Origin of the sequence: Stenotrophomonas maltophilia group sp. Smal12, from assembly GCF_037079935.1 — a bacterium.
GTDB lineage: Bacteria > Pseudomonadota > Gammaproteobacteria > Xanthomonadales > Xanthomonadaceae > Stenotrophomonas > Stenotrophomonas sepilia.
This window is the reverse complement of sequence record NZ_JBAWUK010000023.1, coordinates 38,153-55,835: the sequence shown is the minus strand read 5'-3', so window position 1 is coordinate 55,835 and position 17,683 is coordinate 38,153. Positions and strand designations below refer to the sequence as shown.

Here is a 17,683-nt window from a genome sequence, read left to right as displayed (position 1 = left end):
CGGACGAAGGCCGTGCCGAGCGCGGGCTCGGCGCTACAGTTGCGGCGCATCCAGCCGATACCGCGCAGCAAGATCTTTCAGCACGGTGGGCAGGTGATTCGCGCATTTCTGATCGGGGCGATGCTGGTCGCCAGCACGCCGGCCCGCGCCGAACCGCGCAGCAGCACGCTGCAGATCCGGCTGACCGTGGTCGAATCCTGCAGCGACGATGCCGGCGCTCCCCATTGCGCGGCGCCACACCAGCGCAGTGACGACCCCAAGGTGCCGCCCCAGGTCCGCGACCTCGCACCACCGACGACAGACGACAGCGCAATGCCCTCCGTGACCCTCATCTACTGATGCGCGCGCTGCTGATCCTGCTTGGACTGCTGCTGGCGCAGCCCTCGGCGGCGCTGGAGCTGTTGCCGACCACCCTGCAGCTACCCGCCGAAGGCGGCCGCGCCGAACTGTGGCTGCGTAATCCGGGGCCCGGCCGCTGGCAGGGCCAGGTGCAGGTGCTGGCCTGGGAGCAGCAACTGGACGCCGAACGACTGCAGCCCAGCGACCGGATCCGGGTCAGCCCTGCGCGGCTGGACCTGCCCCCTGGCAGCACCCAGCGCGTCTGGCTGCTGCCAGGCGGTCCGCCAGCATCCGTGGGTGAACAGGCCTATCGGATCGTACTGGCGCCGGCCTTGCCGGGATTGCCCCGCTACTCGCTGCCGTTGTTCCGCGGCCCAGCGGCGCCAGCGCTGCATGCCCGGTTGCAGGCCCGCGTCGAGGCACATGGGCCTCAGGCCATGCTGCGACTCAGCAATTCCAGTACGCTGCATGGCCGCCTGCACGATCTGCAGTTCATAGCGGCCGACGGCCAATCGTCGCTGCTGGTGGCCGGGCTGGCCGGCTATATCCTCGCAGGCCATGAACGCCGCTGGCCCCTGCCCGCCCGCCCCGATGGCTATGTGGGCGGCCACTTCCGGGCCCGTCTGCAGGACGGCCGCGAGGTCGATCTGGCCGCATCTGACCCTGCAATTGCAGCGGACGCCCCCAGCGGGCTATAATCGACCGGATTCCTGCCGCCTGCGTGCGCGGGAGCCCGTCCACACCGGACGTCACCGGTGAATCCACACCTGCTGCCCCCATCCGTGCCGGGGTGCTCCGCGAGGAGTTCGGCCACGGAGGCAACAGGGAAGCCCAACCCCGGAACCGATCGCGCTTCCACGCGTCCCGCATACCTATCCCGCGGGCGGAATCGCTGGTTCCATATCAGGAGTATTGCAATGCCCCAGGTCACCATGCGTCAGATGCTGGAAGCCGGCGTCCACTTCGGCCACCAGACCCGCTACTGGAACCCGAAGATGGCTCCGTACATCTTCGGCGCCCGCGGCAAGATCCACATCATCAACCTGGAAAAGACCGTCCCGCTGTTCAACGATGCGATGAACTTCATCTCGTCGGTTGCCCAGAAGCGCGGCACCGTCCTGTTCCTGGGCACCAAGCGCAGCGCCCGCGAAACCATCAAGGAAGAAGCCGAGCGTTGCGGCATGCCGTTCATGAACCAGCGTTGGCTGGGCGGCACCCTGACCAACTTCCGTACCGTCAAGCAGTCGGTTGCCCGCCTGAAGGAACTGGAAGCCGGTGAAACCGACGGCACCTTCGAGAAGCTGGTCAAGCACGAGGTGCTGGGCCTGCGTCGCGAGCGCGACAAGCTGGAAGCCTCGCTGGGCGGCATCAAGGACATGAACCGCCTGCCGGACGCCATCTTCGTGATCGACATCGGCCACGAAGACATCGCGATCAAGGAAGCCAAGAAGCTGGGCATTCCGGTCATCGCCGTGGTCGACACCAACTACAACCCGGAACTGGTGGACTACGCCATCCCGGGCAACGACGACGCCATCCGCGCTGTGCAGCTGTACGCCCGCGCCGCTGCCGACGCCGTGCTGGAAGGCAAGGCCGCTGCGCCGCACGCCGCTTCGGTGCGCGAGGAAGAGTTCGCGGAAGCCGCTGCTGAAGGCGAAGAGAAGCCGGCCCGCCGCGCTCCGGCCAAGAAGGCTGCCAAGAAGGGCGACGACGCCCAGGCCTGATCCAGGCCCCGGGTGGACGCCCGGCGTCCACCCTCCCTGCACGCAGCCCCTGGCGCGTGACAGGACCGTGTCACACGGGCCGGCCACCATGCCGGCCCAACCCCTTTCTTTCGTGAGGTAATCCCGTGGAAATCACTGCTTCCCTGGTCAAGGAACTGCGCGAGCGCACCGGCGCCGGCATGATGGAATGCAAGAAGGCGCTTACCGAAGCCAACGGCGACATCAACGCCGCTGCTGAAGCCATGCGCAAGTCCGGCGCTGCCAAGGCCGACAAGAAGGCTGACCGCGTGGCCGCCGAAGGCCGTCTGGGCCTGGCCCAGGACGGCGGCAAGGCCGTGCTGGTCGAAGTCAACTCGGAAACCGACTTCGTCGCCAACGATGACAACTTCAAGTCCTTCGTCAACGCCGTCGCCGCCGCTGCCCTGGCATCGGGCGCCAATGACGTCGAAGCCGTGAAGGCCGCCACGCTGGCCGACGGCCGCACCGTAGAAGAAGCCCGCGCCACCGCCGTGCAGACCCTGGGCGAGAACATCCAGATCCGCCGCATGGTCAAGGTCGACACCACCGGCAACATCGGTGCCTACGTCCACACCAACGGCAAGGTTGGCGTGCTGGTCGACCTGATCGGCGGCGACGTCGAGCTGGCCCGTGGCCTGGCGATGCACGTGGCCGCGCTGAAGCCGCCGCACAACAAGGCTGCGGACGTTCCGGCCGAGTTCGTCGAAAAGGAAAAGGAAATCGAGCTGGCCAAGATGACCGAGAAGGACAAGGCCAAGCCGGCCGACATCCTGGAAAAGATCATCAGCGGCAAGATCAACAAGATCGTCAGCGACGTGACCCTGTACGGCCAGACCTACGTGCTGGGCGACACCACCGTCGAGCAGGTGGTCAAGGCCGCTGGTGCGGACGTGGCAGGTTTCAAGCTGCTGATCGTCGGCGAAGGCATCGAAAAGGTGGTGGAAGACTACGCCGCCGAAGTTGCCAAGGCGATGCAGGTCTGATTCCAGCCCTCCGGCTGTGAAGCGACCAGAAGGAGCCGCGGGAAACCGCGGCTCTTTTTTTATGCATGGGCCCAGGGATTAACCCATGGCCCATCGGTGGGTGCGCACCGTTGGTGCGCACAACCGGCACCTTTGCGTTGCGCTCGAATCAAGCCGATACTCAGTCGCAGGGAATCCTCAGTCACTTAGCAGGAACGAAAATCGCGGACTGTGATGCATTCCTAGGTATTCTTGTCCCAATGGAATTGAACGACCCGACATGCCTCCCGAGCTGACAGCTGCCCTGGCGCTCTGCCGCAACCTGCCTTCGCCACCCGGTATTGCCCTGCGCATCATCGAACTGGCTCAGGACCCGGAAGCGGACATCGCCACCGCCGCCGACATCATCGCCATCGACATGGCGCTGAGCGCTCGCATGCTGCGCATCGCCAATTCGCCGCTGTATGCCAGCCGCCGCCGCATCGAGAACCTCGGCCAGGCGCTGACCATGCTGGGCCTGAACGCCACGATCAGCCTCGCCCTCGGCTTCACCGTCACCCAGGGCCTGACCGGCGGTGGCGCCGATCATGACCTGCGCCAGCGCGCGTGGAAGCGCAGCATCCTCAGTGCCCTGGCCGCCAGCCAGCTGGGCCAGGCGCGCGGCCTGCGCCGGCTGGAGGAGCTGATGCTGGCCGGACTGCTGCAGGACCTGGGCGTGCTGTGCCTGGCCCAGGCCGAGTCGGAGCGCTACCTGCCACTGCTGCGCGAGGCACGCGACAACATCGACCTGGTTTCCCGCGAGCGCGAGGCGCTGGGCTGCAGCCACGCCGACGTCGGCGCCTGGGTGGCCGAGCAATGGGGCCTGCCACGTTACCTGGTGGAGAGCATCAGCCACAGCGAGGACGAGGACGCCGCCGAATCGCCATTCCAGGCCTGCGTGCAACTGTCCGGCGCAGTGGCCGACATCTGGCTGGATAACGATGCCGATGCCGCGCGCGAGCGCGCACTGCAGCAGGTGCACGACCGCCTGGAGCTGGACAGCGCGCGCTTCGACCAGGTGCTGGCCCGCATCAGCGAGGCCCTGCCCGACATCGCCAGCCTGTTCGATGCCGGCCTCAATTCGCCGGCGCGGGTGCGCGAGCTGATCGATCACGCGCAGGAACTGGCCACGCTGCGCAACCTGCGCGAACTGCAGGATGCCGACCAGGCACGCCGCCGTGCCGACGAATTCGAGGCGCGCGCCAAGCGCCTGGCCGACCAGGCCCATCGTGATGCATTGACAGGCGTGCTCAACCGCCGCCAGCTGGAAGCGGTGCTGGAGCAGGAATTCCTGCGTGCCGGCCGCCAGGGCTGGCCACTGTCGGTGGCCTTCATCGACCTGGACGACTTCAAGAAGATCAACGACGCCCACGGCCACCTGACCGGCGACGAGGTGCTGCGCGCCTTCGCCGGCAAGCTGCAGGGCCAGTTGCGCAACAGCGACACCGTGGCCCGCTTCGGCGGCGAGGAGTTCGTCGCGCTGCTGCCCAACACCAGCGAAAGCGTGGCCCTGGACGTGATCCGCCGGGTGCTGGCCAACATCGTCGCCACGCCGATGGCCGAGCTGGAGGGTGGTCCGCTGTTCGTCACCTTCTCCGCCGGCGTGGCCACCCAGGGCGGCTACGAGCGCTTCGCCGACGTCCAGGACCTGCTGCGCGCCGCCGACGACGTGCTGTACCGCTCCAAGAACCTGGGCCGCAACCGGGTGATCGCCCGCTCGCCGGGGGCGCTGGGCCATGACGAGCTGTCGGCCACGGCCAGCGCCGAACTGGGCTGAACGGGACGCCCCGGCTGATCGGGCGAACCACCGGATTCTGCGCCGCAGTGCACAAAACACTTTGGCACAACGCCGCATGCGCGTAGAATCGCCCGCGATTTCCACGCACCCGAGGTCCCCATGTCCAAGCTCGCCTATCGCCGCATCCTTCTGAAACTGTCCGGGGAGGCGCTGATGGGAGACGAGGACTACGGCATCGACCCCAAGATCATCAATCGCCTCGCCCGTGAGGTCATCGAAGCCCAGCAGGCCGGTGCCGAAGTGGCGCTGGTGATCGGAGGTGGCAACATCTTCCGCGGCGCCGGTCTGGCCGCCGGCGGCATGGACCGCGTAACCGGCGACCAGATGGGCATGCTGGCCACCGTCATCAACGCCCTGGCCATGCAGGACGCCCTCGAGAAGCTGGGTGCCAAGGCCCGGGTGATGAGCGCGATCAAGATCAACGACGTGTGCGAGGACTACATCCGCCGCCGCGCCATCCGCCACCTGGAGAAGGGCCGTCTGGTGATCTTCGCTGCCGGCGTCGGCAGCCCGTTCTTCACCACCGACTCCGGCGCCGCGCTGCGCGCGATCGAGATCGGCGCCGACCTGCTGCTGAAGGCCACCAAGGTCGATGGCGTGTACGACAAGGACCCGAACAAGCACAGCGATGCGGTCCGCTTCGACAGCCTGAGCTACGACGAAGTGATCCGCCGCGGCCTGGAAGTGATGGACACGGCGGCCTTCGCTCTGGCCCGCGACAGCGACCTGCCGATGCGCGTGTTCGACATGGGCCAGCCGGGCGAACTGCTGAAGATCCTCAACGGAGCGAACATCGGCACCCTGGTCCAGGGCCGCGACCCGGCCTGAGCCTGAGCGCAAAGCGACAACCGGGCCGATTCAGGCCCGGCAGCGTCCCGTATTCGCCTATAATCGCCCGATTCCAGATACATCCAGGACCGGGCGATGCTCAACGACATCAAGAACAACGCGCAGACGCGCATGGCCAAGAGCATTGACGCTCTGAAGCACACCCTCACCTCCATCCGGACCGGCCGCGCCACCCCGGCCCTGCTGGACCGCGTGACGGTCAGCGCCTATGGCAACGCCAGCACCCCGCTGAACCAGGTCGCGTCGATCTCCAACGCCGACGCGCACTCGCTGCTGGTCACCCCGTTCGACAAAGGCATGATCAAGGAGATCGAAAAGGGTCTCTACAACGCCGAGTTCACTCCGAACACGCTGGGCACTGCGATCCGCATCAACATGCCGCCGCCGACCGAAGAGCGCCGCAAGGAGCTGGTCAAGCAGGTGCAGAAGGAAGGGGAAGGCGCCAAGATCGCGATCCGCAACATCCGTCAGGACGCGAACAAGGAAATCGCCAAGCTGGTCAAGGACAAGGCGATCAGCGAAGACGAGAAGAAGCGCGGCGAAGACGACATCCAGAAGCTGACCGACGCCAACATCAAGGACGTCGACAAGGTCGTTGCCGACAAGGAAAAAGAACTGCTGTCGGTCTGAAGTCGATGCCTTCAGTCCCGCCTCCGTTGCCTGCCTCCCTGCCCCGCCACATTGCCATCATCATGGATGGCAATGGGCGTTGGGCACAGCAGCGCCGTCGCCCCCGCGTGATCGGCCACCGTGCCGGCGCGCGCGCGGTCAACCGCACCATCGAGCGCTGCCTTGAACTGGGCATCCCGGCACTGACCCTGTTCGCCTTCTCCAGCGAGAACTGGGGCCGGCCGCAGGAGGAAGTGGACGCGCTGATGAAGCTGTTCCTCGGTGCACTCGACCGCGAAGTGGACGAGCTGCACCGGCGTGGCGTGCGCGTGCGCTTCATCGGCGAACGCGAGCGCTTCGGCGCCGGGCTGGTCAGCCGCATGCAGCTGGCCGAGCAGCGCACCGCCGACAACACCACCCTGACCCTGTCGATCGCCGCCAGCTACGGTGGCCGCCAGGACATCGCCCGCGCCGCGCGCGCCCTGGCCGTCGAAGTGGCGGCCGGTCGCCTTCTGCCCGAGCAGATCGATGAATCGCTGCTGGGCAGCCAGGTGGCCCTGGCCGACCTGCCGCCGCCGGACCTGTTCATCCGCACCGGCGGCGACACCCGCATCAGCAACTTCCTGCTGTGGCAGCTCGCCTATACCGAACTGTGGTTCACCGAGGCCCTGTGGCCGGACTTCGACGCCGGGCAGCTGCAGCAGGCGCTCGACGCCTATGCCGGTCGCGAGCGTCGTTTCGGCCTGACCAGCGCCCAGATTGCCGCACTGGCCACCGAGACTTCCAGCCCATGACCAAGACCCGAGTCCTTGCCGCGCTGATCATGGCGCCGTTAGCCATTGCGGCGATCCTGCTGCTGCCCACGCAATGGCTGGCCGCCGCCGCCGCCGCCGTGCTGCTGATCGGCCTGTGGGAATGGCTGAAGCTGGCCGGTATCGAAGACACCCTGGCGCGCACCGTGCTGCTGGTGCTGAACCTGCTGCTGATGGTGCTGCTGGTCTGGGCCGATGGCAGCACCCTGGTCCTGTTCCAGATAACCACGCTGGCCGGCGTTGCCTGGTGGCTGGCCGCGCTGGTCTGGTTGCGCTTCTTCAACTTCGGCGCGCAGCCGTCGGCACCCTCGCGGATCCTGAAGATGCTGGCCGGTACCCTGGCCATCGTGCCGGCGTGGGCCGCGCTGGTGCTGATCCATGCCGGCGGCGATCCGCCGGGCCAGCAGGGCCACCTGTGGCTGCTGGCTGCGCTGGCGCTGGTGTGGGCGGCCGACTCGGGCGCCTATTTCGCTGGCCGCCATTTCGGCAAGCACAAGCTGGCGCCGCGGATCAGCCCCAACAAGACCTGGGAAGGCCTGTTCGGCGGCCTGCTGGCCGGTGTCGCCGTGGCCCTCGGCCTGGGCTGGCTGGCTGGCATCGATGCCGCACACCTGCCCGGCCTGTTGATCACCGCGGTGGTGGCGGTGTTCGCCTCGGTCCTGGGCGACCTGTTCGAGAGCCTGATCAAGCGCCATGCCGGCGCCAAGGACTCGGGCCACCTGATCCCGGGCCACGGTGGCGTGCTCGACCGGGTCGACGGCGTCCTCGCCGCCGTGCCGGTGTTCGCGCTGGGCAAGGAAATCTTCGGGTTCTGACCATGAATGCTGCTGCAGACCTGCGCCGGGTCGCCGTGTTCGGCGCTACCGGCTCGATCGGCGCCTCCACGCTGGACGTGATCGCCCGCCACCCGCACCGCTACCAGGCCACGGTGCTCGCTGCCGGCCGCCAGGTGCAGGCGCTGCTGGCGCTGTGCCGCCAGCACAGACCCGCGCACGCGGTGATCGCCGACGCATCGCTGTTCGCCGAGCTGCGTGACGGCCTGCGCGAGGCCGGACTCACCACCGAGGCCCATGCCGGCCAGGCCGCGCTGGACCAGCTGGCCGCCAGCGATGCCTGCGATACCGTGGTCGCGGCCATCGTCGGCGCGGCCGGCCTGTCCTCGACCCTGGCTGCCGCCGCCGCCGGCAAGCGCATCCTGCTGGCCAACAAGGAATCGCTGGTGCTGGCCGGCGAACTGCTGACCCGGACGGCCGAACGTGCCGGTGCCGAAATCATCCCGATCGACAGCGAGCACAGCGCGATCTTCCAGTGCCTGCGCTCGCGCGATGCCAGTGTCGACGGCGCCGGCGTGCGCCGGATCCTGCTGACCGCCTCCGGCGGCCCGTTCCGTGGCCGCAGTCGCGCCGAACTGGCCCAGGTCACCCCCGCCCAAGCAGTTGCCCACCCCAAGTGGTCGATGGGGCCGAAGATCTCGGTCGATTCGGCGACGTTGATGAACAAGGGCCTGGAAGTCATCGAGGCCCACCACCTGTTCGGCGTGCCCGGCGAGCGCATCGAGGTGCTGGTGCACCCGCAGAGCCTGGTCCATTCGCTGGTCGAGTTCGTCGATGGCTCGACCCTGGCCCAGATGGGCCTGCCGGACATGCGCACCACCCTCGCCGTCGGCCTGGGCTGGCCGCAGCGCATCGAATCGGGCGTGGCCGGGCTGGACCTGCTGGCCCAGGGCCGCCTGGATTTCGAGGCCCCGGATACCGACGCCTTCCCCTGCCTGGCGCTGGCCTGGCAGGCGATGCAGGCCGGCGGCACCGCGCCGGCGGTGCTGAACGCCGCCAATGAAGAGGCTGTTTCAGCGTTTCTTCAGGGCCGGATCGGTTTCCTGACGATCCCGGAGCTGGTTGCTAACGCTCTTTCAACACTGCCGACCCAGCCAGCCGATACACTGGAGGTCCTGTTGTCCGCCGACCAGCGGGCACGCCAGCTCACCCTGAACGCCATCGACGCCGCCTGAACGACCGCCTCGCCCAGCATGACGCCGCCGCCCTTGCCCACCACTGTGAGCCTGCATGACTGACTTCATCGGATCGGTCTGGTGGATGATCGTCAGCCTCGGGCTGCTGGTCACCTTTCACGAGTTCGGGCATTACTGGGTCGGGCGCCTGTGCGGGGTCAAGATCCTGCGTTTCTCGGTCGGCTTCGGCCGGCCGCTGTGGTCGCGCCGCAACCGGCACGGCACCGAGTTCGCCATCGCCGCCATCCCGCTGGGCGGTTACGTGAAGTTCCTCGACGAACGCGAGGTCGAAGTGCACCCGCACGAGCGCGGCCAGGCCTTCAACCACAAGACCGTCTGGCAGCGTATCGCGATCGTTGCCGCCGGCCCGATCGCCAATCTGCTGCTGTGCATCCTGCTGCTGTGGGCGATGTTCGTGATCGGCAAGCAGGATTACTCGCCCACCATCGGCCGTGTCAGCGGCATCGCCGCCAGTGCCGGCCTGGCCAGCGGCGACCGCGTGCTGCGCGTGGACGACCGCCAGGTGGTCACCCTCGGCGAGGCCAGCATGGCGCTGACCGCAGCCGCGATGGACCGCCGCGACGTGAAGCTGGAAGTGCTGGATACGGCCGACCAGGTACGCACGCGCACCCTGCCGCTGTCGCAGCTGCCGGCGGGTTTCGATGAGCGGCGGGTGCCGATCCTGGCTGGCCTGCACTGGCAGTCGTGGCTGCAGCCGGCGCAAGTGGAGTCGCTGACTGCGGACTCCGTGGTGGCAGGGCAACTGCAGCCAGGCGACCTGATCGTGGCCATCGACGGCCAGCGCATCGACAGCGTCGACCAGGTGATCGGCGAGATCCAGGCCCTGGGCCGTGCCGGCGGGCCGGGAATGATCGAGGTCCTGCGTGGCGGCGAGCGCCTGGCGCTGGAAGTCACCCCGCGCCAGGGCAAGGACGGCAAGGGCAATCCGGTCTGGCAGATCGGCGTCGGCTTCCCCACCAGCTACAGTCCCGCCTATGACACCCTGCTGCGCTATGGCCCGCTGGATGCGGTGACCGTGGCGGTGCGCGAGACCGGCCGCCTGGCCGCCGACTCGCTGGGCATGATGGGTCGCATCGTGACCGGCAAGGCCTCGCTGCAGAACGTTTCCGGGCCGGTCACCATCGCCCGCGTGGCCAATGTCTCGGCCAAGCGCGGCCTCGACTGGTTCCTGCAGTTCCTTGCCCTGCTGTCGCTCAGCCTGTGCATCATCAACCTGCTGCCGATCCCGATCTTGGACGGCGGCCACCTGCTGTATTACCTTATCGAGTTGGTCAAGGGCAGCCCGCTGAGCGAGCGTGCCATCGCCGCCGGCCAATACATCGGCCTGGCGTTGCTGGCCGGGCTGATGGGGTTGGCGTTCTACAACGACATCCTCGGCCTGGTCCCGCGATGAACTTTTCCACGTTGTTGCCGTCTACAGCGTCGGCATCCCGCACCAATGAAATCGACCTTCCTACCGGACGTGACATGACGCGACTCCCCAATCGCCGCCTGCTGGCCCTCGCCCTCGCCGCCGTCACCGGCGCTCCCGCCCTGGCCCAGGCAGCCGAGCCCTTCACTGTCAGCGACATCCGCGTCGATGGCCTGCAGCGCATCAGCTCGGGCACGGTGTTCACCTACCTGCCGGTGGAACGCGGCGAGACGATCACCGACAACAAGGTCGGCGAGACGATCCGCGCCCTGTACAAGACCGGCTTCTTCGAAGACGTGCAGCTGGACCGCCAGGGCACGATCCTGGTGGTGACCGTCAAGGAACGCCCGGCGATCAACAAACTGACCGTGACCGGCAACAAGGACATCAAGTCCGACCAGCTGCTCAAGGGCCTGTCCGACATCGGCCTGACCGAGGGCGGCACCTTCGATCGCCTGAGCCTGGACCGCGTGACCCAGGAACTGCGTCGCCAGTACAACGACCGTGGCAAGTACAACGTCGACATCACCCCGACGGTGAGCCCGCTGGACCGCAACCGCGTGGACATCGCCATCGCCATCAAGGAAGGCAAGGCCGCCAAGATCCGCCACGTCAACCTGGTGGGCACCGAAAAGTTCGAGAGCAAGGACATCCTGGAGACCTGGGAGTCCAAGGAGCACAACTGGGCGTCGTGGTACCGCCGTGACGACCAGTACTCCAAGGAAAAGCTGTCCGGCGACCTGGAAAAGCTCAACTCCTGGTACCTGGATCGCGGCTACGTCGATTTCAGCATCGATTCCACCCAGGTCTCGATCAGCCCCGACAAGCGCGACATGTTCCTGACCGCGGGCGTGACCGAGGGCGCGCAGTACAAGATCTCCGAGATCAAGGTCAGCGGCGACACCATCCTCCCGCAGGAGGACGTCGAGCGCATGGTGATCCAGAAGTCCGGCGACACGTTCTCGCGTGCCCTGCTGGAATTCAGCTCGGACACCATCACCAATTCGCTGTCCAACATCGGCTACGCGTTCGCCAAGGTGAATCCGATCCCGACCACCAACCGCGCCGAGCAGACCGTGGCCATCAACATGCAGGTCGTGCCCGGCCCGCGCGTGTCGGTGCGCCGCATCCTGTTCCGCGGCAACACCCGCACGTCCGATGAAGTGATGCGTCGCGAAATGCGCCAGTTCGAGAACAGCTGGTATTCGCAGGCCGCGATCGACCGCTCCAAGATCCGCCTGCAGCGCCTGGGCTACTTCGAATCGGTGGAAGTGGAGACCCCGGCCGTCAGCGGCAGCAACGACCAGGTCGACGTCGTCTACAACGTCAAGGAAACCACCTCGGGCAGCTTCGTGTTCGGCTTGGGCTACTCGCAGTCCTACGGCATGACCACCTCGGTGCAGCTGTCGCAGAACAACTTCCTCGGCGGCGGCAACCGCGTGTCGGTCGAAGCCTCGCGCAGCAGCTACCTGCAGCGCTACGGCTTCAGCTACACCAATCCGTACTTCACCGATGACGGCGTGTCGCTGGGCTACAACCTGTCCTGGCGCGAACTGGATTACTCCGACTTCAACACCGCGCAGTACAACAGCACCAACGGTGCCGCGCAGGTGGTGTTCGGCGTGCCGCTGACCGAGACCGACACCGTCTCGCTGATGTTCGGCATCGACAGCAACCAGATCACCACCTACCAGGGCTCCACCCCGCAGTCGATCATCGACTACATCAACGCCGTCGGTAAGCGCACCTTCCATGCCTGGCGCACCGAGCTGGGCTGGGCGCGCGACTCGCGCAACGACTACTTCATGCCGACCCGCGGTACCTACCAGCGCGTGGGCCTGGAAACCACGCTGCCGGGTTCGACCATCGAGTACTACAAGCTGAACTACCAGATCAGCAAGTACTGGCCGATCATGCCGTCGCTGGTGATCAACACCCGCGCCGAAATCGGCTACGGCGATGCCTACGGCAAGGACTACACCCGTACGCTGACCAATCCGGATGGCACCACCCGCACCGTCACCGCCAGCGGCCTGCCGTTCTTCGAGAACTTCTACGCCGGTGGTACCAACTCGGTACGCGGCTTCGAGGACAACACCCTCGGCCCGCGCGAAGTCACCACTGGTTATCCGGAAGGCCAGCCGCTGGGTGGTTCGCTGAAGACCGTCGGTTCGGTGGAAGCCTACTTCCCGCGCCTGTTCGACAGCCCGTCGGCGCGCGTGTCGGCCTTCGTCGACTTCGGCAACGTGTATACCGGCGTGGACAACTTCAAGGCCAACGAGCTGCGCGTATCCACCGGTGTGGCCCTGCTGTGGCGCGCCCCGGTCGGCCCGATCTCGATCAGCTATGCCTTCCCGTTGAAGAAGGAAGACGATGACAAGATCGAGCGCCTGCAATTCACGTTCGGTGGGCAGTTCTGACGAACCGCGGGGCGGTTCGCCAGAACTGCCCCCGCATTCCACCTATCCCCCGCGCCGCTACGCATGCCATCCATGGCATGCGCCCTTCGGGCCGTTGCATAGCAACGTTGGGAATCGCTCCTGCGATTCCCAGGGGCGCGCCCCCCTTAACAAAGGGGGGCTCTCCACCAGACGGGGCGCGAAGCGCCGGGCATTGCCCGGCGTTTCCGTTTTACTTGCTCGCCGCCGTTACTTCCCGCGCTCGCGTGAAATCATCTGGTGATGGCGCAGGGGGCTGACCAGGACCGTTGGCGCCATGAATGGCGCCATCGAGCCCCCAGGGATGGGTTTACGGCGTGTCCTGGGCAGCCCCCTGCGCCATCACCCCGGGACATCAGGCAGGCGCCGCTTTTGACCCTGCATGACCGAAATGGCGTCACACGTTAAACTCCCGCCGTGAACACTCCCACCTACACCGCCCAGAAACTCGCCGAGCAGTTCGGCCTGCAGGTCCATGGCGATCCCGCTACCGCCATCCATGGCGTGGCCACCCTCGCCCATGCCGGTCCTGGCCAGCTGACCTTCCTTGCCAACCCGCGCTACCGCGCCCAGCTGGCCGACAGCCAGGCCTCGCTGGTGGTGCTGCGTGCCGACGACGCCGAGTCCGCTCCCGGCGCCGCGCTCGTCGCCAAGGACCCGTACACCACCTTCGCCAAGATTGCCGCACTGTTCGACATCGCGCCGACCCGCCCGCCGGGCATCCATCCCAGCGCAGTGATCGATCCCAGCGCCCAGGTCGCGGCCAGCGCCCATATCGGCCCGTTCGTCTCGGTGGGTGCGCGCAGCGTCGTCGGCGAGAACTGCATCATCGGCACCGGCAGCGTGATCGGCGAGGACTGCAGCCTGGATTCCGGCTGTGAGCTGATCGCACGGGTCACCCTGGTCACCCGGGTCAGGCTGGGCAAGCGCGTGCGCGTGCATCCCGGTGCCGTGCTCGGCGCCGATGGCTTCGGCCTGGCGATGGACGCCGGCAAGTGGATCAAGGTGCCGCAGCTCGGCGGCGTCCGCATCGGCGATGACTGCGAGATCGGCGCCAATACCTGTGTTGATCGTGGCGCGCTGGAAGACACCGTCCTTGCCGAGGACGTTCGCCTGGACAACCTGGTGCAGATTGCCCACAACGTGCAGATCGGCGCCCACTCGGCCATTGCCGGCTGCACCGGCATCGCCGGCAGCGCCAAGATCGGCCGTTACTGCCTGCTCGGCGGCCACGTTGGCGTGGTCGGCCACCTCGAGATCTGCGACAAGGTCGTGATCACCGGCAAGTCGGTGGTCCGCAACTCGATCCATGAGCCGGGCGAGTACTCGTCCGGCACCCCATTGACCGACAACCGCACGTGGCGCAAGAACGCCGCGCGCTTCAAGCAGCTGGACGCATTGGCTCGCCGCGTTCTGGCTGCTGGCAAGGAGAAAGAATGAACGATTCGCTGCAGCTTCCGATCGACGTCTGCCAGATCCAGGAACTGCTTCCACATCGCTACCCGTTCCTGCTGGTGGACCGGGTGCTCGAACTCGACGTCGAGGCCAAGCGGATCCTGGCGCAGAAGAACGTGAGCATCAACGAGCCGTTCTTCCAGGGCCACTTCCCGGGCCGCCCGATCATGCCCGGGGTGCTGATCATCGAAGCGCTGGCGCAGGCTGGCGGTGTCATGACCCAGCTCACGCTCGGCCGCGATGCGCAGTCCAAGCTGTTCTACATGGTCAAGGTGGAAAACGCCCGCTTCAACAAGCAGGTCGTGCCCGGTGACGTGCTGATGCTGGACGTGCAGATGAAGCGCCTGATCCGCAACATGGGCTGGTACTACGGCGAAGCCAAGGTCAACGGCGAAGTCGTCGCGTCGGCCGAGGTCATGTGTGCCGGCGCCAAGGGCTGATCCACTGGAGGCAGCAATGACTGACAACGCACCGCGGATCCACCCCACCGCCGTCATCGACCCGGCCGCACGCCTGGCCGACGATGTCCAGGTGGGCGCCTTCACCCTGATCGGCCCCGACGTTGAAATCGGTGCCGGCACGGTGGTGGGCCCCCATTGCAGCATCCACGGCCCGACCCGGATCGGCCGCGACAACCGCTTCGTCGGCCATGCCGCGATCGGTGGCGAGCCGCAGGACAAGAAGTTCGGCGGCGAGCGTACCGAACTGGTGATCGGCGATCGCAACGTGTTCCGCGAGTTCGTCACGCTCAACCGTGGCACCGGCGGCGGCGGCGGCATCACCACCATCGGCAACGACAACTGGATGCTGGCCTACACGCACGTGGCACACGACTGCCATGTCGGCAACTTCTGCGTGTTCTCCAACAACACCACTCTGGCTGGCCACGTGACCGTGGGCGACTACGTGATCATCAGCGGCTTCGCCGGTGCCCACCAGTTCTGCCGCATCGGCGCGCATGCCTTCCTCGGCATGGGCGCGCTGACCAATGGTGATGTACCGCCGTTCACCATGGTCGGCACCGATTCGCTGGGACGCCCGCGTGGCATCAACAGCGAAGGCCTGAAGCGGCGCGGCTTCGACGCTGACCGCATTTCGGCCATCAAGCGTGCGTACCGCACGCTGTACGTTGCGGGCCTGCCGCTGGCAGAGGCCAAGGTGCAGCTGACCGAACAGGCGCGTGACAGCGACGACGTGAAGGCGATGCTGGACTTCATCGAGCATGCCGAGAGGCCCCTGCTGCGATGAGCAGCTCGACCGGCCAGGCGCCGGCCGGCGCCGCGGTGATCCCGCTGGCCTCGATGGCCGGCAGCGATCCCGCACAGCGGGTGCTCAGCGAGCGCCCGTTGCGGATCGCGCTGGTTGCCGGTGAAGCCTCCGGCGACCTGCTCGGTGCGGGCCTGGTGCGTGAACTGAAGGCGCGCTTCCCGAATGCCGAGTTCGCCGGTATCGGCGGCGATGCCATGCGCAGCGCCGGCTGCCAGACCTGGCACGATGCCAGCGAGCTGGCGGTGATGGGCCTGACCGAAGTGCTGCGCCACCTGCCACGCCTGCTCAAGCTGCGCTCGGCGTTCCGCCAGCGTGCGCTGGACTGGCAGCCGGACGTGTTCATCGGCATCGACGCCCCCGACTTCAACCTGGGCATCGAGCGCTGGCTGAAACAGCGCGGCGTGCGCACCGTGCATTACGTCAGCCCGTCAGTCTGGGCCTGGCGCGAAAAGCGCGCCGAGAAGATCGGCAGCAGCGCCGACCTGGTGCTGTGCCTGTTCCCGATGGAGCCGCCGATCTATGCCCGGCACGGCATCGACGCGCGCTTCGTCGGCCACCCGATGGCCGATGACATTCCGCTGCAGGGCAACCGCGAGGAAGCACGCGCCGCGCTCGGCCTGCCGGCCTCGGCCAAGGTGCTGGCGGTGTTGCCGGGCAGCCGCCTCGGCGAGATCTCGCGCCTGGGCGAGCCGTTCTTCGAAGCGGCCTGGCAGGTCTCCGAACGCATTCCGGGCCTGCATGTGGTGGTGCCTGCCGCCAACCCGGCCTGCAGGCAGCTGATCGAAGAACAGCTGTCGCGCTCGGCGCTGCCGGTGGCCTACTCGCACGTGCTGGACGGCCAGGCGCGCAACGCGATGATCGCCGCCGACGTGGTGGTGCTGGCCTCCGGTACCGCGACCCTGGAGGCCATGCTGGTGAAGCGGCCGATGGTGGTCGGTTACCGTGTCAACGAACTGACCTATCGACTGGTGAAGGCGCTTGGCCTGATCAAGGTCGACCGCTTCGCCCTGCCCAACATCCTGGCCGGGCAGGACCTGGCACCGGAACTGATGCAGCACGACTGCACGCCGGACAGGCTGGCCGCGGCCATCCAGCAGTGGTTCGACCACCCGCAGCGGGTGAGCGACCTGCAGGACACTTACGTGCGCCTGCACGAACGCCTGCGACGCAACGCCTCGGCGCGTGCCGCCGATGCCGTCGGCGAGCTGCTGATGCGCGACCAGGCCCAGGCATGAGCCGCCGTCACGCCGCCGCAGCCAGCCTGACCCTGTTCGACGGCGTGGCCGTGGTCGAGCCGGAGCGTCTTGTGGCCGGCGTCGACGAGGCCGGGCGTGGCCCGCTGGCCGGGCCGGTGGCGGTGGCGGCGGTGGTGTTCGACCCGGCGCGGCCACGAATCAACGGCCTGGATGATTCCAAGCAGTTGACCGCTGCCCGCCGCGAGCAGCTGCATGACCGCATCATCGAGCGCGCCCTGGCCTGGCACGTGGTGCTGGTGGACGTGGACACCATCGACCGCCTGAACATCTACCAGGCCACCCTGCAGGGCATGCGTGACGTCGTTGCAGCGGTCGCCCATGTGGCCGGCTTCGCCCGCACCGACGGCAATGTGGTGCCCAAGGGCCTGGTGCTGCCGGCGCAGGCGCTGGTCGGCGGCGATGGCATCGACCGCGCAATCATGGCCGCATCGATCCTGGCCAAGGTCTCGCGCGACCGCTACATGCAGGATGTGCATGCCCGCCACCCGCAATACGGCTTCGAGCAGCACAAGGGCTACGGCACTCCGGCCCACCTCGCCGCCCTGCGCGAGCACGGCCCCTGCGTGGAGCATCGGCGCAGCTTCGCACCGGTGCGTGAGTGCCTGGACCTGGCGCAGGCGGCGGCCATCGCCTGAGCCAGCTGGAGTTGTAGGGCCGAGCCCATGCTGGGCTGCT

Annotated in this window: 16 protein-coding genes and 1 pseudogene; all 17 read left to right on the top strand. The window is 67.2% G+C overall.

The genetic code is table 11. The annotated features are described in order from the left end of the window. The first annotated feature begins 12 nt into the window (after window positions 1-12). The 17 genes and pseudogenes from WDC87_RS11840 to WDC87_RS11760 all read left to right on the top strand — a co-directional run bounded on the left by WDC87_RS11840 (window position 13) and on the right by WDC87_RS11760 (window position 17,643). Complete coding sequence (locus tag WDC87_RS11840; protein ID WP_252744685.1) at window positions 13-339, top strand: hypothetical protein; 327 nt, start codon at window positions 13-15, stop codon at window positions 337-339. Continuing rightward, window positions 339-1,037, top strand: coding sequence for a molecular chaperone (locus WDC87_RS11835; RefSeq protein WP_334271697.1), 699 nt, complete (start codon window positions 339-341; stop codon window positions 1,035-1,037). The genes WDC87_RS11840 and WDC87_RS11835 overlap by 1 nt, the downstream gene beginning before the upstream one ends. Window positions 1,038-1,256: 219 nt before the next feature. Then, window positions 1,257-2,063, top strand: a complete 807-nt coding sequence (rpsB, locus tag WDC87_RS11830; protein ID WP_005408748.1) for a 30S ribosomal protein S2 — start codon at window positions 1,257-1,259, stop codon at window positions 2,061-2,063. A gap of 125 nt (window positions 2,064-2,188) precedes the next feature. Continuing rightward, a complete protein-coding gene (gene tsf / locus WDC87_RS11825; protein WP_053463562.1) occupies window positions 2,189-3,064 on the top strand; it encodes a translation elongation factor Ts in 876 nt (291 codons plus the stop codon). A gap of 259 nt (window positions 3,065-3,323) precedes the next feature. Continuing rightward, a complete protein-coding gene (locus WDC87_RS11820; RefSeq protein ID WP_005415855.1) occupies window positions 3,324-4,859 on the top strand; it encodes a GGDEF domain-containing protein in 1,536 nt (511 codons plus the stop codon). A 120-nt stretch (window positions 4,860-4,979) separates the two neighbouring features. Beyond that, window positions 4,980-5,708, top strand: coding sequence for a UMP kinase (gene pyrH, locus WDC87_RS11815; protein WP_005415854.1), 729 nt, complete (start codon window positions 4,980-4,982; stop codon window positions 5,706-5,708). Window positions 5,709-5,804: 96 nt separating this feature from the next. Next, window positions 5,805-6,359: a ribosome recycling factor gene (frr, locus tag WDC87_RS11810; protein ID WP_005415853.1), complete on the top strand. Its 555-nt coding sequence runs from the start codon at window positions 5,805-5,807 to the stop codon at window positions 6,357-6,359. A 5-nt stretch (window positions 6,360-6,364) separates the two neighbouring features. Next, entirely contained in the window at window positions 6,365-7,132 is a 768-nt protein-coding gene (gene uppS, locus WDC87_RS11805) for a polyprenyl diphosphate synthase (protein ID WP_049412139.1), read from the top strand. Next, window positions 7,129-7,965: a phosphatidate cytidylyltransferase gene (locus WDC87_RS11800; protein WP_061480179.1), complete on the top strand. Its 837-nt coding sequence runs from the start codon at window positions 7,129-7,131 to the stop codon at window positions 7,963-7,965. Before uppS ends, WDC87_RS11800 begins: the two co-directional genes overlap by 4 nt. Before the next feature lie 2 nt (window positions 7,966-7,967). Then, window positions 7,968-9,158, top strand: a complete 1,191-nt coding sequence (locus WDC87_RS11795) for a 1-deoxy-D-xylulose-5-phosphate reductoisomerase (RefSeq protein ID WP_072166812.1) — start codon at window positions 7,968-7,970, stop codon at window positions 9,156-9,158. Window positions 9,159-9,213: 55 nt separating this feature from the next. After that, window positions 9,214-10,572 (top strand): RIP metalloprotease RseP, encoded by a 1,359-nt coding sequence (gene rseP / locus WDC87_RS11790; protein WP_252745320.1) that lies wholly within the window; start codon window positions 9,214-9,216, stop codon window positions 10,570-10,572. Between the two features lie 74 nt (window positions 10,573-10,646). Beyond that, the gene (gene bamA / locus WDC87_RS11785) at window positions 10,647-13,010 is read left to right on the top strand and encodes an outer membrane protein assembly factor BamA (protein ID WP_053497093.1); all 2,364 of its coding nucleotides are present in this window, start codon (window positions 10,647-10,649) and stop codon (window positions 13,008-13,010) included. 435 nt (window positions 13,011-13,445) lie between these two features. Next, a complete protein-coding gene (lpxD, locus tag WDC87_RS11780) occupies window positions 13,446-14,468 on the top strand; it encodes a UDP-3-O-(3-hydroxymyristoyl)glucosamine N-acyltransferase (RefSeq protein WP_301655197.1) in 1,023 nt (340 codons plus the stop codon). Beyond that, window positions 14,465-14,923, top strand: a complete 459-nt coding sequence (fabZ, locus tag WDC87_RS11775) for a 3-hydroxyacyl-ACP dehydratase FabZ (protein ID WP_005415845.1) — start codon at window positions 14,465-14,467, stop codon at window positions 14,921-14,923. The genes lpxD and fabZ overlap by 4 nt, the downstream gene beginning before the upstream one ends. A gap of 16 nt (window positions 14,924-14,939) precedes the next feature. Further along, the gene (gene lpxA / locus WDC87_RS11770) at window positions 14,940-15,731 is read left to right on the top strand and encodes an acyl-ACP--UDP-N-acetylglucosamine O-acyltransferase (protein WP_005415844.1); all 792 of its coding nucleotides are present in this window, start codon (window positions 14,940-14,942) and stop codon (window positions 15,729-15,731) included. Window positions 15,732-15,823: 92 nt separating this feature from the next. After that, window positions 15,824-16,987 (top strand): annotated as a pseudogene (lpxB, locus tag WDC87_RS11765) (lipid-A-disaccharide synthase); the annotation flags it as partial. Next, on the top strand, window positions 16,984-17,643 hold the full coding sequence (locus tag WDC87_RS11760; protein WP_252745322.1) for a ribonuclease HII: 660 nt from the start codon (window positions 16,984-16,986) through the stop codon (window positions 17,641-17,643). The pseudogene lpxB and the gene WDC87_RS11760, both read left to right, overlap by 4 nt. Window positions 17,644-17,683: the final 40 nt, after the last annotated feature.